This is a genomic window from Burkholderia sp. MS389 (assembly GCF_016899425.1).
In the GTDB taxonomy this organism is placed as follows: Bacteria; Pseudomonadota; Gammaproteobacteria; order Burkholderiales; family Burkholderiaceae; genus Burkholderia; species Burkholderia sola.
On sequence record NZ_CP045995.1, the window covers coordinates 505,918 to 519,459 of the forward strand.

General features: G+C 68.3%; 12 protein-coding genes. 9 read left to right on the forward strand and 3 right to left on the reverse strand.

The genetic code is table 11. The annotated features are described in order from the left end of the window. The first annotated feature begins 73 nt into the window (after positions 1-73). Positions 74-1,201, forward strand: a complete 1,128-nt coding sequence (locus tag GJG85_RS18765) for a VOC family protein (RefSeq protein WP_050011065.1) — start codon at positions 74-76, stop codon at positions 1,199-1,201. Between the two features lie 45 nt (positions 1,202-1,246). On the opposite strand, the gene GJG85_RS18770 is transcribed toward GJG85_RS18765, so the two are convergent. The 3 genes from GJG85_RS18770 to GJG85_RS18780 all read right to left on the reverse strand — a co-directional run bounded on the left by GJG85_RS18770 (position 1,247) and on the right by GJG85_RS18780 (position 3,839). Continuing rightward, positions 1,247-2,587, reverse strand: coding sequence for a type II toxin-antitoxin system HipA family toxin (locus GJG85_RS18770; RefSeq protein ID WP_089489377.1), 1,341 nt, complete (start codon positions 2,585-2,587; stop codon positions 1,247-1,249). Positions 2,588-2,589: 2 nt separating this feature from the next. Then, complete coding sequence (locus GJG85_RS18775; protein WP_050011067.1) at positions 2,590-2,997, reverse strand: helix-turn-helix transcriptional regulator; 408 nt, start codon at positions 2,995-2,997, stop codon at positions 2,590-2,592. A gap of 176 nt (positions 2,998-3,173) precedes the next feature. Beyond that, complete coding sequence (locus GJG85_RS18780; RefSeq protein WP_050011068.1) at positions 3,174-3,839, reverse strand: cation diffusion facilitator family transporter; 666 nt, start codon at positions 3,837-3,839, stop codon at positions 3,174-3,176. A 271-nt stretch (positions 3,840-4,110) separates the two neighbouring features. Here GJG85_RS18780 and GJG85_RS18785 point away from each other — a divergent pair, with 271 nt between their 5' ends. From GJG85_RS18785 to GJG85_RS18820, 8 genes are all read left to right on the forward strand, one after another. Continuing rightward, positions 4,111-5,130, forward strand: coding sequence for a DNA-binding protein (locus tag GJG85_RS18785; protein ID WP_204384263.1), 1,020 nt, complete (start codon positions 4,111-4,113; stop codon positions 5,128-5,130). Positions 5,131-5,299: 169 nt separating this feature from the next. After that, on the forward strand, positions 5,300-5,920 hold the full coding sequence (locus GJG85_RS18790) for a TetR/AcrR family transcriptional regulator (RefSeq protein WP_050011070.1): 621 nt from the start codon (positions 5,300-5,302) through the stop codon (positions 5,918-5,920). A 234-nt stretch (positions 5,921-6,154) separates the two neighbouring features. Continuing rightward, a complete protein-coding gene (locus tag GJG85_RS18795) occupies positions 6,155-7,213 on the forward strand; it encodes an NADP-dependent oxidoreductase (RefSeq protein WP_050011071.1) in 1,059 nt (352 codons plus the stop codon). 92 nt (positions 7,214-7,305) lie between these two features. Beyond that, a complete protein-coding gene (locus GJG85_RS18800) occupies positions 7,306-7,605 on the forward strand; it encodes a putative quinol monooxygenase (RefSeq protein ID WP_050011072.1) in 300 nt (99 codons plus the stop codon). A 144-nt stretch (positions 7,606-7,749) separates the two neighbouring features. Next, complete coding sequence (locus GJG85_RS18805) at positions 7,750-8,205, forward strand: (2Fe-2S)-binding protein (protein ID WP_006479019.1); 456 nt, start codon at positions 7,750-7,752, stop codon at positions 8,203-8,205. Position 8,206: 1 nt separating this feature from the next. Continuing rightward, positions 8,207-10,426 (forward strand): xanthine dehydrogenase family protein molybdopterin-binding subunit, encoded by a 2,220-nt coding sequence (locus tag GJG85_RS18810; protein ID WP_050011073.1) that lies wholly within the window; start codon positions 8,207-8,209, stop codon positions 10,424-10,426. 16 nt (positions 10,427-10,442) lie between these two features. Then, on the forward strand, positions 10,443-11,747 hold the full coding sequence (locus GJG85_RS18815; protein WP_050011074.1) for a cytochrome c: 1,305 nt from the start codon (positions 10,443-10,445) through the stop codon (positions 11,745-11,747). A gap of 153 nt (positions 11,748-11,900) precedes the next feature. Further along, a complete protein-coding gene (locus GJG85_RS18820) occupies positions 11,901-13,346 on the forward strand; it encodes an NAD-dependent succinate-semialdehyde dehydrogenase (protein ID WP_050011075.1) in 1,446 nt (481 codons plus the stop codon). Positions 13,347-13,542 lie beyond the last annotated feature (196 nt).

Consider the following 13,542-nt stretch of genomic DNA (forward strand, 5'->3'; position numbering starts at 1 on the left):
CGCCACATCGGCCGCGCATGCCGCACGCGACAGGCACCATTCCCCCATCGACCGCATGCCCCCGGAGACTGGAATGCCCGGCAATTCCCACCCGTTATCCAGCGATACGCCGCCCGTCGCCGATCCGGCCGCCAATCCGCTCGGGATGGCCGGCCTCGAATTCGTCGAATTCGCGGCGCCCGTGCCGGACGCGCTTGCGCAGCGCTTCGAGCAGTTCGGGTTCAAGGCGATCGCGCGGCACGTCAGCAAGAACGTCACGCTGTACCGGCAGGGGCAGATGCATTTCCTGATCAACGCCGAACCCGAGTCATTCGCCGCGCGCTATGCGGAGGAATACGGGATGGGCGTGTGCGCGATCGGGTTGCGCGTGGCGAACGCCCGGCGCGCGTTCGAGCGCGCGATCCAGCTCGGTGCGTGGGCGTTCGAAGGCGAAAAGGTCGGCGTCGGCGAACTGAAGATTCCGGCGATCCAGGGCATCGGCGATTCGCACCTGTATTTCGTCGACCGGTGGCGCGGGCGGGACGGCCAGCGCGGCGGCGTCGGCGACATCTCGATCTTCGACATCGATTTCCGACCGATCGACATCGCGACCGCGCATACCGATCTCGATTGCGCGGGCGTCGGCCTGCAGCAGGTCGACCACTTCACGCAAACCGTCGGCGCGGGCCGCATGCAGGAGTGGCTGGATTTCTACCATGACTTGCTGCATTTCCGCGAGATCCACCAGATCGACGCGCATTGGCATGTGTCGGAGGAATCGCGCGTGATGGTGTCGCCGTGCGGCGCGGTGCGGATTCCGGTCTATGAGGAAGGTACGCGGCGCACCGAGCTGATGCATGCGTACCTGCCCGACCATCCGGGCGAGGGCGTGCAGCACGTCGCACTGGCCACCGACGACATCCTGGCGTGCGTCGATGCGCTGCGTGCGAACGGTGTCGAGTTCATCGAGCCGCCCGCACGCTATTACGACGACGTCGATGCGCGGCTGCCGGGGCACGGCGTCGATCTCGACGCGCTGCGCGGCCGCGCGGTGCTGGTCGACGGCGAGATCGGCAGCGACGGCGTGCCGAGGCTGTTTTTCCAGACCTTCGTCAAACGCCGTCCCGGCGAGATCTTCTTCGAGATCGTGCAGCGCAAGGGGCACCACGGGTTCGGCGAGGGCAACCTGGCGGCACTCGCCCGCGCTCGCGACGCCGGCTGAACGACCTGGCGCCGGCGGCCGTTACGCCGCCGCGCATGCCTTCGATCACGCCGGATCGGCCGCCGCGAGCTTGCGGCTGTGCCGACGCATGCCGTCGAAGATCGCGTCGGCCACGTCCGCCGGAAAATCCGCCGGGATCTGCGCAGCGGCTTCGGCAATCGCGGGCTCCGTCCGTGCGGCGACGGCCGCCATCGCGACGCGCACGTCGTCTTCAGTCAGGCCGACGCGGCGGCCCTGCGCGATCCAGTGGCGCGGCTGGATTTCGCCGATCACGTAGTGCCGGTTCTTCCCGCAGACAGCCATCGCGAGGCGTGCGCGGCGCGGCGGAATCTGGTTGCGGCGCGTGCCGATGATCGGATGCGCGGACAGCACGTCGTACAGCGGCGTGCTTCGATACGCATTGCCGGGCAGGTGCGCGATGCTGAAATTCTTCGCGTGGCCGTCGATCGCCGCCAGCACCCAGAACACGAGCTGGGCGACGAAAAAATTCATCCGGTCGCGCGACGCTTCGGCCGAGTTCGCGAGGATGCCCATGATCGTCTCGATGCCGGGGCCGCCGTCCGATTCGTATTTCGCTCCCGATGGCGTGCCGGTCGCCTGGCACATGTCCTCCTGCGGCAATCGCAGGATCCACGAGCCGTCGCGCGACGGACGCCGGTCGAAGCGCTCGACGATCAGCGCCTTCTGGTCGTCGAACCGGCCGATCTCGCACGGCGCGACCGGCAGGCCGTACGCGGCGACGAGTTTCGAGCACAGCCATTCGTTTTCGACGGACGTGCGCATGTCGGCCTGCATGTTGCCGACACGCCCGAGCGGCAGCTTGAAGATGTGCGTCGTCGGCGTGCTGCCCGACGGCCGCAGCCAGCGATTGCGCCGACGCAGCAGCGCGGTCTTTTCCTGCGCGCCGGCAATCGACAGGCGCAGGTCGGCGTCCGGCTCCGCGCGGCCGGGCAACGGCGCGGCGGTCGCGTGGCGCAGCACGTCGGCGACGGCTGCGTCGTCGAGCGTCGCGCCTTCGATGGCCTCGAGATCGACCGGCGTCTCGCCCGGCGGCAGCATCTGGATCGCGCCGACGCAGTCGCGGCCGATCGACGCGAGCAATTCGAACGGCGCCGTCGATCCGAGCCGGTAACGCTGCGCGATGCGGCGGCGGATCGGCTCGCTGTCCGGCAGCAGGTTGTCGAAGTAGTCGGCCACGATCGCGCCCTGGTGCGGCTGGTTGCCGGGCGTGAAGGGCAGCGACAACGACAGGGGCCGGCCCTGGGGATCCTCGAGCCAGTCCGGCAGGTAGACGAGACGTTCGACGCCGCGGCGGATTTCCCAGTACCCGACGGGAATGCCGTTCATCCACAGGTCGAGCCGGTCGTGGCGGGCACGTGCGGCCATCGTCACCAGTCCTCCCGCTTCGACACGCGTGGCCTGGCGCGAGTCGTCGCTGCCGGGCGCTTCCGCGCGGCGTCGGCCGCGGCTCCGGTCGAGGCCTGGGCGGCCGTGGCGCCGCGCTTGCTCGCGACCGGCTTGCGGCGCGCCGGCGGCTCGGCGCCGGAAGCCGAATCGGCTGCTTCCGCCGGCGCATCCCGTTCGTCCGGGCTGAGCATCATCCGAACGCCGAGCGCGTTCAGCACCTTGAAAAGCCGTTCGATGCTGACCGCCGACGGGTTGGCTTCGAGCTGGGCATAGGATTGCTGGGTGATGCCGAGGCGGGCGGCCAGTTGCGCCTGCGTGAGTCCCGCGGATTTCCGGAAGCCGACGAGTATCGGGCGCAACTGGGTCAGGGTCTGGACTGGAAAGGCCATCGGGCGCTCCGCGAGATGACAGGCGATCGTTTGTAATCGGAAAATACAGTTTATGGCATGTATTGTACAAATACAAATCATAGCCTGTATCAAAGAAAAACAAACGATAGCCTGTTAAGCGGGGCCGATCGTACAGGCATGGGCGCGAATCGGGCGTTGGGCGACACCCGCGGCGTTCACGACCCGCGCGTCGAGCGATTCGCCCAATCCGCCCATGCCGGCCACTGCGCCCAGCCGCGACGGACGAACCCGGCGCCCGTGCGGATCACGAGCGCGCCGATCGCGAGCGCCGCGAGGTCGTCGAGACGGCCGAAGCCGACCAGCGCCGCGCTCATCGCGAGCGCCGCGAGCAACGACGACAGCGCATCGGTCCGCACGTGCCAGCCGCTCGCCTCGAGCAGCGCGGAGCCGGTCTCGCGCGCCTTGCGCAGCATCCAGTACGACAGCACGGCCTTGCCGGCGAGCGTGACGACAACCAGCGCAAGCGCGGTCGCGCCCGGCTGCACGACGGGCGGCGTATCGAACCGCGTCAGCGCATGCCAGATCATCTGCGCACCGGTTACGGCCAGCAATGCGCCGAGGCCCGCGAGCGCGAGCGGCTCGTAGGTCGGGCGGCGCTCCGGCGGCAGGCGCGCGTCGAACCGGCAGGCGACGAGGAGCAGCGCATCGGCTGCGAGATCGATCGCCGCGTGCGCGACGTCCGCGAGCAGCCCCGACGAATGCGCGGACCATGCCGCCGCCGCCTCGACGGCGAGCAACAGCAGGTTGATCGCGAGGCTGACGGCGAGGGCGCGGGACGTGGCTGTGTAAACGTGGGACGTGGCGCGCGACGGGCGCTGCATGGCGGGTTCGTCTGTAGAAAACGGGGGGGAAGCTCGAACGCTACCGGTCGACGATGGCAGGTCCGTGACAGGCGGCCGGATAGCGGGGCAACGGGGCGCGATGCTCGACGCGAAGGCGGGCTGGGCGGGAAGATTCAACGCTGTGATCGGGGAGGGCCGCCCGAAGCCGACGATTCAACATTATAGAAATAATGTCAAATCTAAACCCTGAAAAATTGGGTATTTAACGGTTTACGTTATATTATTTACGAAATTTCCTTCGAAGCCCGCCATGTCCGACCTCGCCGCCGATGAACCCCGCCTGACCGCCGAAATCGAGCGCCTCAAGGCCGACTTCCCGAAAACCCGCGAGCTGTACCGCGAAGCCTGCGCACTGCTGTTCTTCCGTTTCGGCATCACGCCGACGGCCAACCGCCTGTACCAGCTCGTGCGCAAGGGCAGCATGAGCACGCCGACAGCCGTTCTCGGGGAGTTCTGGGCCGAGCTGCGGGAAAAGAGCCGTGTGCGCATCGAGCATCCGGACCTGCCGGCCGATCTGCAGGCGGCGGCCGGCGAACTGGTTGCGGCGCTATGGAACCGGTCGAGCACCGACGCGGCCGCCGCACTCGACGCGCTGCGCGCGGAAGTCGAGGCCGAGCGGGCAGCGGCGCAAGCAGAAGTGGCGACGCTGCAAGCCGAACTGGCCCGCACCGAAACCGCGCTGGAGCAACGCACGGCCGCGCTGCTGGCTGCGCAGGTCCGCATTCAGGAACTGGAGCAGGCAAGAGCGGCGGACGATGCATCGCGGCGGGCAATGCAAGCGGATATCGAACGCCTGAAGGCAGACAACGCGGAGGGCGACCGTGCACTCGCGCAGGCCCGTGCGGACTTCACCACCCAGCTCGACCGGCTGCGCGACGACACCGGGCGCGCCGAAGAGCGGCTGCGCGCATCGGAAAAGCGGGCGCTTCAGGAAATCGATCGCGAGCGGCTCGCGACCGTGCGCTTGCAAAAGGAACTCGACGCGGCGACATCGCGCGCGGAACAGCGCGACGCGCAGCAGCGGAAGGAAGCGGCCGCGCTACAGGCACAACTCGGTGACGCGCTGCATCGCTGCGGCGTGCTTCAGGGGCAGCTCGACGGCGCACTGGCGGCCGACGCGGCGCGCAGCGCCGAACTTGACGCGCTGAGGCGCGAGATGGCGGCGCGGGTGCGCCGGCCGCCGTTGCGCGGCGTCAAGACCATCCCGGCCGTCGAGCGGAGCGAGCGGCGGGCGCGCACGAGAAAGCGTGCCGACGAAGCGCCGCGCTGACGGCGAAACCGAGTCGTCGACATGACGCGCCACGCGCAGACGGCACGCGCGGGCGAGCAGCACGCCGGCCGGGCATTGGGCGCACGACTGGGATCGGGTAAAGTGCCGCTCAACATGCCGGCTCGACGTTACTAGACGACCGGTCTAATCGTTGCTACCATACGCCATCATGAATGCATCTTCAGGCGCCGAAGTCCGCCAGCACATCCTGAACATCGCGAAGCCGATCATGCTCCACAAGGGGTTCTCGGCGGTCGGTCTGAACGAGATTCTCGCTGCAGCGGGCATCCCGAAGGGCTCGTTCTACCATTACTTCGGCTCGAAAGAAGCATTCGGCGAAGCGCTGCTCGAATCGTATTTCGAAGGCTATCTCGCGCATCTCGACAAGCTGCTCAAGCAGCAGGCCGGCACGGGCGCCGAGCGCCTGATGACGTACTGGGGCAACTGGCTGCACACGCAATGCGCGGACGATCCGGAAGGCAAGTGCCTCGCGGTGAAGCTCGGCGCGGAAGTGTCGGATCTGTCGGAAGCGATGCGCGCGGTGCTGCGGCGCGGCACCAGCCAGATCATCGAGCGGCTCGCGGGCGGCATCGAGGCCGGGCTCGCCGACGGTTCGCTGAGCGGCGTCGACGATCCGTCGCACACGGCCGCGATCCTGTACGAGCTGTGGCTGGGCGCGACACTGCTGGAAAAGATTCACCGCAACCGCCAGCCGCTCGAAAGGGCGATGGCCGAAACGCGGCGCATGCTGAGCCTGCCGCCGGCCGCATCCGACGGTGCGCAGTCGTAGTCCGGGCGCGCACCGGCGCGCCTTGTTTTTGCCTTGACCCTAGACGACTGGTCTACTCAATCACTCATGACGAACGCTTCACGCCGCGTTACGCTGTCCCGATCGTTCCCACCGCCTGCCTGCGACCGCACCGGCCTGCTTGCCGATGCCGCCGCAGACGCGCACTTCCCGCTGGTCCATCCCTGATCCGATCGTGCCCACGAAGCACGTTCATTCCTGTTGACGGAGGCACACATGCCGCAAAGCAAGATCGCAAACCGCCAGATCGTCCTGAATTCGCGCCCGGTCGGCGCACCGACGCCGGACAACTTCCGCGCCGAAACCGGTGACGTGCCGGTTCCCGGCCCCGGTCAGGTACTGCTGCGCACCGTCTGGTTGTCGCTCGACCCGTACATGCGCGGCCGGATGAGCGACGCGCCGTCCTATGCGCCGCCGGCCGAACTGGGCCAGCCGATGGTCGGCGGCACGGTCAGCCGCGTGGTGTCGTCGAACCTGCCCGCGTTTCGCGAAGGCGATCTCGTCGTCGCCGGCGCCGGCTGGCAGGACTACGCGCTGTCCGACGGACGCGACCTGATCCCGCTCGGCCGCGATTTCGCGCACCCGTCGTACGCGCTCGGCGTGCTCGGCATGCCGGGCTTCACCGCATACACCGGGCTGCTGAAGATCGGCGAACCGAAGGCCGGCGAAACCGTGGTCGTCGCGGCCGCGAGCGGTGCGGTCGGCGCGGTGGTCGGCCAGATCGCGAAGCTGAAGGGTTGCCGCGTGGTCGGCGTCGCGGGGGGCGCCGACAAGTGCGCGTACGTGACCGGCACGCTCGGCTTCGACGCGTGCGTCGACCATCGCGATCCGGCGTTCGCCGCGAAGCTGAAGGACGCGTGCCCGAACGGCATCGACGTGTATTTCGAGAACGTCGGCGGCGCGGTGTTCGACGCAGTGTGGCCGCTGCTGAACGACCATGCGCGGGTGCCGGTCTGCGGCATCATTGCGCACTACAACGATGCGGCCTACGACGACAAGGCCGTGTCGACCGGCCGTGACCGCGTGCCGGCGCTGATGGGCGCGATCCTGCGCAAGCGCATTCGCGTGCAGGGTTTCATCATCCTCGATCACTATGCAACCGGCTATGCGCCGTTCCTGAAGGACATGAGCGAGTGGGTCGCGCAGGGCAAGGTCAAGACGCTCGAGGACGTCGTGCCCGATCTCGCCGACGCGCCGCAAGCGCTGATCGGCTTGCTGGCCGGCAAGAATTTCGGCAAGGTCGTCGTGCGCGTCGGCCCGGACGAACTGGCCTGATCCCGCCGTTCGGCGACAGACAACCGCTGCACGCTGGCGTCGCGAGACGCCGGCTTGTGGCATGCTCGTTTCCGTTTTCAAAGGAGTAGAAAATGGCGCTTCACGTGATTGCTTCGCTGTTCCTGAAACCCGAACACGCGCAGGCCGCCGAGGCCGAACTGCGCGGCATGGTCGCGAAGACACGCACCGAGCCGGGCAACCGGCGCTACGACCTGTTCCGCGAGCAGGACGGCGCGCCGACCCTGCATCTGTACGAGATCTACGACGACCAGGCGGCGTTCGACGCGCATCTCGCCAGCCCGTATTTCGGCGAATTCCGCACGAAGTCGGCCGACTGGTTCACCGCACCGCCCGTCATCAAGGTGCTGTCGGCCATCGACGTGGCCGAGTAACGACGCAAGCACGCAACACCACCGCCGCGGCTCGCCCGCACCCGGGCCGCGCGGCACCCGTTGCGCACGACGCAACGGCGACGCCCCCATGACGCGGCGCGCATCGTTCGCGCCGCTCCCCAATACAACGGCCCCGGAGGCTGAATGATCACCCTCAACATCAACGGCGAAACCCGCTCGGTCGACGCCCCCGACGACATGCCCTTGCTCTGGGTGCTGCGCGACGTCGTCGGCCTGACCGGCACCAAGTTCGGCTGCGGGATCGCGCAATGCGGCGCGTGCACCGTGCATCTCGACGGCGTGGCCGCGCGTTCGTGCGTGCTGCCGGTCGCCGCCGTCGCGGGCCGCAAGATCACGACGATCGAAGCCGTCGGCGCGACGCCGGCCGGCCACAAGGTCCAGCAGGCGTGGCGCGAGCTCGACGTCGTCCAGTGCGGCTACTGCCAGTCGGGGCAGGTGATGGCCGCCACCGCGCTGATCGCATCGAACCCGAACCCGAGCGATGCCGACATCGACGCGGCCATGGCCGGCAACATCTGCCGCTGCGGCACGTACCACCGCATTCGCGCGGCCGTCAAACAAGCCGCGAAGGAGGCCTGACATGTCGCGAGGACTCCTCGAAGCAGGCAGGGTCGGCGCCGGTGTGTCGCGCCGCGGGTTTCTGAAACTCGGCATGTCGCTCGGCGCGGCGGCCGGCGGCGGCTTGCTGCTCGGCTTCAGCCTGCCGGCGGCGGGCGACGATGCGCGCCGCTCGGTGATCGGCGGCGACGCAGCCGAGCCCGCACCGTCGGGCGTGTTCGCCCCGAACGCATTCGTGCAGATCGACCGCGCCGGCAAGATCACGCTGGTGATGCCGAAGGTCGAGATGGGGCAGGGTGTCTATACGGCGCTGCCGATGCTGATCGCGGAAGAGCTCGAGGTGCCGCTGTCGAGCGTCACGCTCGATCATGCGCCGCCGAACGAGAAGCTGTTCCTCGATCCGCTGCTCGGCGGCCAGCTCACCGGCGGCTCGACGTCGGTGCGCTACGCGTGGGAACCGCTGCGCCGCGCGGGCGCCACCGCGCGCACGCTGCTGGTCTCGGCGGCCGCGAAGCAATGGAACGTCGATCCGGCCAGTTGCCGCGCGACAAACGGCGAAGTGCAGCATCCGCCGACCGGCCGGCGCGCATCGTACGGCCAGTTGGCCGACGCCGCGGCGAAACTGCCGGTGCCGAAGGACGTCGCGCTGAAGCAGCCGGCGGATTTCAAGCTGATCGGCACGCCCGCGAAGCGCCTCGATTCGCCGGAGAAGGTCGACGGCACCGCGCAGTTCGGGCTCGACGTGCGCCTGCCCGGCATGCTGTACGCGGTGATCGTGAACAGCCCGGTGTTCGGCGGCACGGTCGCGAGCGTCGACGACACGGCGGCGAAGAAGATCCCCGGCGTGCGCCAGGTCGTGCGCGTCGACAACGCGGTCGCGGTGGTCGGCGACCACACGTGGGCCGCGAAGCGCGGCGCATCGGCGCTCGTCGTGAAGTGGAACGAAGGCGCGGGCGCGAAGGTGTCGACGAAGGACCTGTTCGCGGATCTCGCGCAGGCGGCGGCGAACGGCAAGGGCGCGGTCGCGCGCAAGGAAGGCGACGTCGGCAACGCGTTCGCGAACGCCAAGACGCGCGTCGACGCCGTCTACGAACAGCCGTTGCTCGCGCACGCGACGATGGAGCCCGTGAACTGCACGGTGCACGTGCGCGGCGACGGCTGCGATATCTGGGTCGGCACGCAGGTGCCAACCCGCGCACGGGACACGGCACAGCAGTTGACCGGCCTGTCGCCGGACAAGATCGTCGTGCACAACCATCTGCTCGGCGGCGGGTTCGGCCGGCGGCTCGAGACCGACATGATCGGGCAGGCCGTGAAGGTCGGCAAACAGGTCAATGCCCCGGTGAAGGTGATCTGGACGCGCGAGGAAGACGTCCAGCACGACATGTACCGGCCGTGCTACTACGACACGCTCTCGGCCGGCCTCGATGCGAACGGCAAGCCGGTCGCGTGGCGGCACCGGATCGTCGGCTCGTCGATTCTCGCGCGCTTCGCTCCGCCCGCGGTCAAGGACGGCGTCGATCCCGACGCGGTCGAGGTCGCGGCCGAGCTGCCGTACGACCTGCCGAACCAGCTCGTCGACTACGTGCGCCAGGAGCCGCGCCACGTGCCAACTGCGTTCTGGCGCGGCGTCGGGCCGACGCGCAGCACGTTCGTCGTCGAAAGCTTCATCGACGAACTGGCCGTGCAGACCAAGACCGACCCGGTGCAATACCGTCGCGCGCTGCTCGACAAGACGCCGCGCGCCCGCAACGTGCTCGACGTCGCGACGAAGGCGGCCGGTTGGGGCGCGTCGCTGCCGAAGGGGCAAGGGCGCGGCGTATCGGTGATGCATGCGTTCGGCAGTTTCTTCTCGATCGTCATCGACGTCGCGGTGGACGACGGAGAAGTGCAGGTCAAGCGCGTCGTGTGCGCGGTCGATTGCGGGATGGTCGTGAATCCGAACACGATCGAGGCGCAGGTGCAGGGCGGCATCATCTTCGGGATCACGGGCGCGCTGTACGGCGAGATCACGATCGAGGACGGCCGCGTCGTGCAGACCAACTTCACCGACTACCGGATGATGCGAATCAACGAGGTGCCCCCGATCGAAGTCCATCTGGTGAAGAGCGGCGAGGCGCCGGGCGGGATCGGCGAGCCGGGCACGGCCGCGACCGCGGCGGCGCTGGCGAACGCGATCTTCGCGGCGACCGGCACGCGGCTGCGCAAGCTGCCGGTCGGCAACCAGCTGAAAACGGCCTGAGGAGGAGGGGACGACCATGCGACATCTCACCCTGAACCCGAATGCGCTCCGCGCGTCGCTGCTCGCGCTGTCCGCACTGCTGGCCGGCACGGCCGCGCAGGCCGCGCAAGCGGCGCCCGCCGACAGCGCACTCGTCGCGCGCGGCGCGTATCTCGCGAAAGCCGGCGACTGCGTCGCGTGCCACACCGCGCCGCGCGGCACGCCGTTCGCGGGCGGCCTGAAGATGGTCACGCCGATGGGCGCGATCTACACGACCAACATCACGCCCGACCCGGAGACCGGCATCGGCGGCTATACCGAAGCCGAGTTCGCCGGCGCGTTGCGCAAGGGCGTCGCGAAGGACGGTCACAATCTGTATCCGGCGATGCCGTATCCGTCGTACGCGAAGCTGAGGGACGACGACGTGAAGGCGCTGTATGCGTACTTCATGCACGGCGTCGAACCGGTGAAGCAGGCGAACCGGCCATCCGACATCCCGTGGCCGCTCAACATGCGCTGGCCGCTCGCGTTGTGGAACAAGGTGTTCCTCGACACGACGCCATACGCGGACAAGCCGGCGAAGGACGCAATGTGGAACCGCGGCGCGTATCTCGTGCAGGGGCTCGGGCACTGCGGGTCGTGCCACACGCCACGCGGTGTCGGCTTCCAGGAGAAGGCGCTCGACGAAAGCGGCGCGGCGTTCCTGTCGGGCGCGTCGATCGACAACTGGTTCGCGTCGAACCTGACCGGCGAGCACAACACCGGGCTCGGCCGCTGGAACGAGGCCGACGTCGCGCAGTTCCTGAAGACCGGCGCGAACCAGCACGCGACCGCGTTCGGCTCGATGGTAAGCGTGATCAACCACAGCACGCAGGAACTGACCGACGACGATCTGGCATCGATCTCGCGCTACCTGAAATCGCTGCCGGCGGCAGGCGGCACGGGCGCGCCGCCGTACCGCTACGATCCGAAGGCGACGCAGGCCGCGCTGGGCCGACCGGCAACGGATCCGGGCGCGAAGGTGTATAACGCTTACTGCCTGCATTGCCACGGTGTGGACGGGCGCGGCTACGCGCCGCTGCTCGCGCCGCTCGCCGGCAATCCGAACGTGCTCGAGGCCGATGCATCGTCGCTGATCAACGTGACGCTGAACGGCAGCGACACGCTCGTGATCGGCGGCGTGCCGTCCGCGTATCCGATGCCGGCGTTCTCGAACCAGTTGAACGACCGGCAGATCGCCGACGTGCTGACGTTCATGCGCGCCGGCTGGAACAACGGCGCGCCGGCCGTGCAGGCGGCGGACGTCGCGAAACTCCGCAAGGCGACGGCGGCCGCGCACTGAGCGCGGTGCGCCGCGCAACGATGGCGGGCCGGCGTGCCTGCCGTCGACGCCGCCGGGTGCGTGCCTGCCCCGGCGGCTTGGCTTTTTCTGTCAACCGGCGTGCGGCCGTTCGCGGCCGCGCGCGTTTTATCGACGCAATGTAGGGGTGTCTGGATGGCTAACGTGACTTATACGGATACGCAATTGCTGATCGACGGCGAGTGGGTCGACGCCGCGAGCGGCAAGACGATCGACGTCGTGAACCCGGCGACCGGCAAGGCGATCGGCAAGGTGGCCCACGCGGGCATCGCCGATCTCGACCGTGCGCTCGCCGCCGCGCAGCGCGGCTTCGAAGCATGGCGCAAGGTGCCCGCGCACGAACGCGCGGCGACGATGCGCAAGGCGGCCGCGCTGGTGCGCGAACGCGCCGACGCGATCGCGCAGTTGATGACGCAGGAGCAGGGCAAGCCGCTCACCGAAGCGCGCGTCGAAGTGCTGTCGGCGGCCGACATCATCGAATGGTTCGCGGACGAAGGGCGCCGCGTGTACGGCCGGATCGTGCCGCCGCGCAATCTCGGTGCGCAGCAGACGGTCGTGAAGGAACCGGTCGGCCCGGTCGCGGCGTTCACGCCGTGGAATTTCCCGGTCAACCAGGTCGTGCGCAAGCTGAGCGCCGCGCTCGCCACTGGTTGTTCGTTCCTCGTGAAGGCGCCGGAAGAAACCCCGGCGTCGCCGGCCGCGCTGCTGCGCGCGTTCGTCGATGCGGGCGTGCCGGCGGGCGTGATCGGTCTCGTGTACGGCGATCCGGCTGAAATCTCGTCGTACCTGATTCCGCACCCGGTGATCCGCAAGGTCACGTTCACGGGTTCGACGCCGGTCGGCAAGCAGCTGGCCGCGCTCGCGGGCCAGCACATGAAGCGTGCGACGATGGAACTGGGCGGCCACGCGCCGGTGATCGTCGCCGAGGATGCGGACGTCGCGCTCGCAGTGAAGGCCGCCGGCGGGGCGAAGTTCCGCAACGCGGGACAGGTCTGCATTTCGCCGACGCGTTTCCTCGTGCACAACAGCATCCGCGACGAATTCACGCGCGCGCTGGTCAAGCATGCGGAAGGGCTGAAGATCGGCAACGGTCTCGACGAAGGCACGACGCTCGGCGCGCTCGCGAACCCGCGACGCCTGACCGCGATGGCGTCGGTCGTCGACAACGCGCGCAAGGTCGGCGCGAGCATCGAGACCGGCGGCGAGCGGATCGGCGCGGAAGGCAACTTCTTCGCCCCGACCGTGATCGCGAACGTGCCGCTCGAAGCGGACGTGTTCAACAACGAGCCGTTCGGCCCGGTCGCGGCGATTCGCGGGTTCGACAAGCTCGAGGATGCGATCGCCGAGGCGAACCGTCTGCCGTTCGGTCTGGCCGGCTACGCGTTCACGCGTTCGTTCGCGAACGTGCATCTGCTGACGCAACGCCTCGAAGTCGGGATGCTGTGGATCAACCAGCCGGCGACGCCGTGGCCGGAAATGCCGTTCGGCGGCGTGAAGGATTCGGGCTACGGGTCGGAAGGCGGGCCGGAAGCGCTGGAGCCGTATCTCGTCACGAAGTCGGTGACGGTGATGGCGGTTTGATGGTCGGTTGAGGGTGGGCGCGCTGCAGTTGGGGCGCGCCCGATTGGCAGATTTTTCAGCGTATGGACGCATTCGAGATTGCCGAACCCGCGCCATAGAGGGTGATCATGGCTATTTAAAATTTGACATAAGGTGAATTATCGACATTTTTTGTTGTGGCAGCCATATCCTAATGTCGTGTTCTGGCCTGTAGGTT

Coding starts and splice junctions, on each gene's coding strand:
- GJG85_RS18765 (WP_050011065.1), top strand. CDS start 74: ATGCCCGGCAATTCCCACCCGTTATCCAGCGATACGCCGCCCGTCGCC.
- GJG85_RS18770 (WP_089489377.1), bottom strand. CDS start 2,587: ATGGCCGCACGTGCCCGCCACGACCGGCTCGACCTGTGGATGAACGGC.
- GJG85_RS18775 (WP_050011067.1), bottom strand. CDS start 2,997: ATGGCCTTTCCAGTCCAGACCCTGACCCAGTTGCGCCCGATACTCGTC.
- GJG85_RS18780 (WP_050011068.1), bottom strand. CDS start 3,839: ATGCAGCGCCCGTCGCGCGCCACGTCCCACGTTTACACAGCCACGTCC.
- GJG85_RS18785 (WP_204384263.1), top strand. CDS start 4,111: ATGTCCGACCTCGCCGCCGATGAACCCCGCCTGACCGCCGAAATCGAG.
- GJG85_RS18790 (WP_050011070.1), top strand. CDS start 5,300: ATGAATGCATCTTCAGGCGCCGAAGTCCGCCAGCACATCCTGAACATC.
- GJG85_RS18795 (WP_050011071.1), top strand. CDS start 6,155: ATGCCGCAAAGCAAGATCGCAAACCGCCAGATCGTCCTGAATTCGCGC.
- GJG85_RS18800 (WP_050011072.1), top strand. CDS start 7,306: ATGGCGCTTCACGTGATTGCTTCGCTGTTCCTGAAACCCGAACACGCG.
- GJG85_RS18805 (WP_006479019.1), top strand. CDS start 7,750: ATGATCACCCTCAACATCAACGGCGAAACCCGCTCGGTCGACGCCCCC.
- GJG85_RS18810 (WP_050011073.1), top strand. CDS start 8,207: ATGTCGCGAGGACTCCTCGAAGCAGGCAGGGTCGGCGCCGGTGTGTCG.
- GJG85_RS18815 (WP_050011074.1), top strand. CDS start 10,443: ATGCGACATCTCACCCTGAACCCGAATGCGCTCCGCGCGTCGCTGCTC.
- GJG85_RS18820 (WP_050011075.1), top strand. CDS start 11,901: ATGGCTAACGTGACTTATACGGATACGCAATTGCTGATCGACGGCGAG.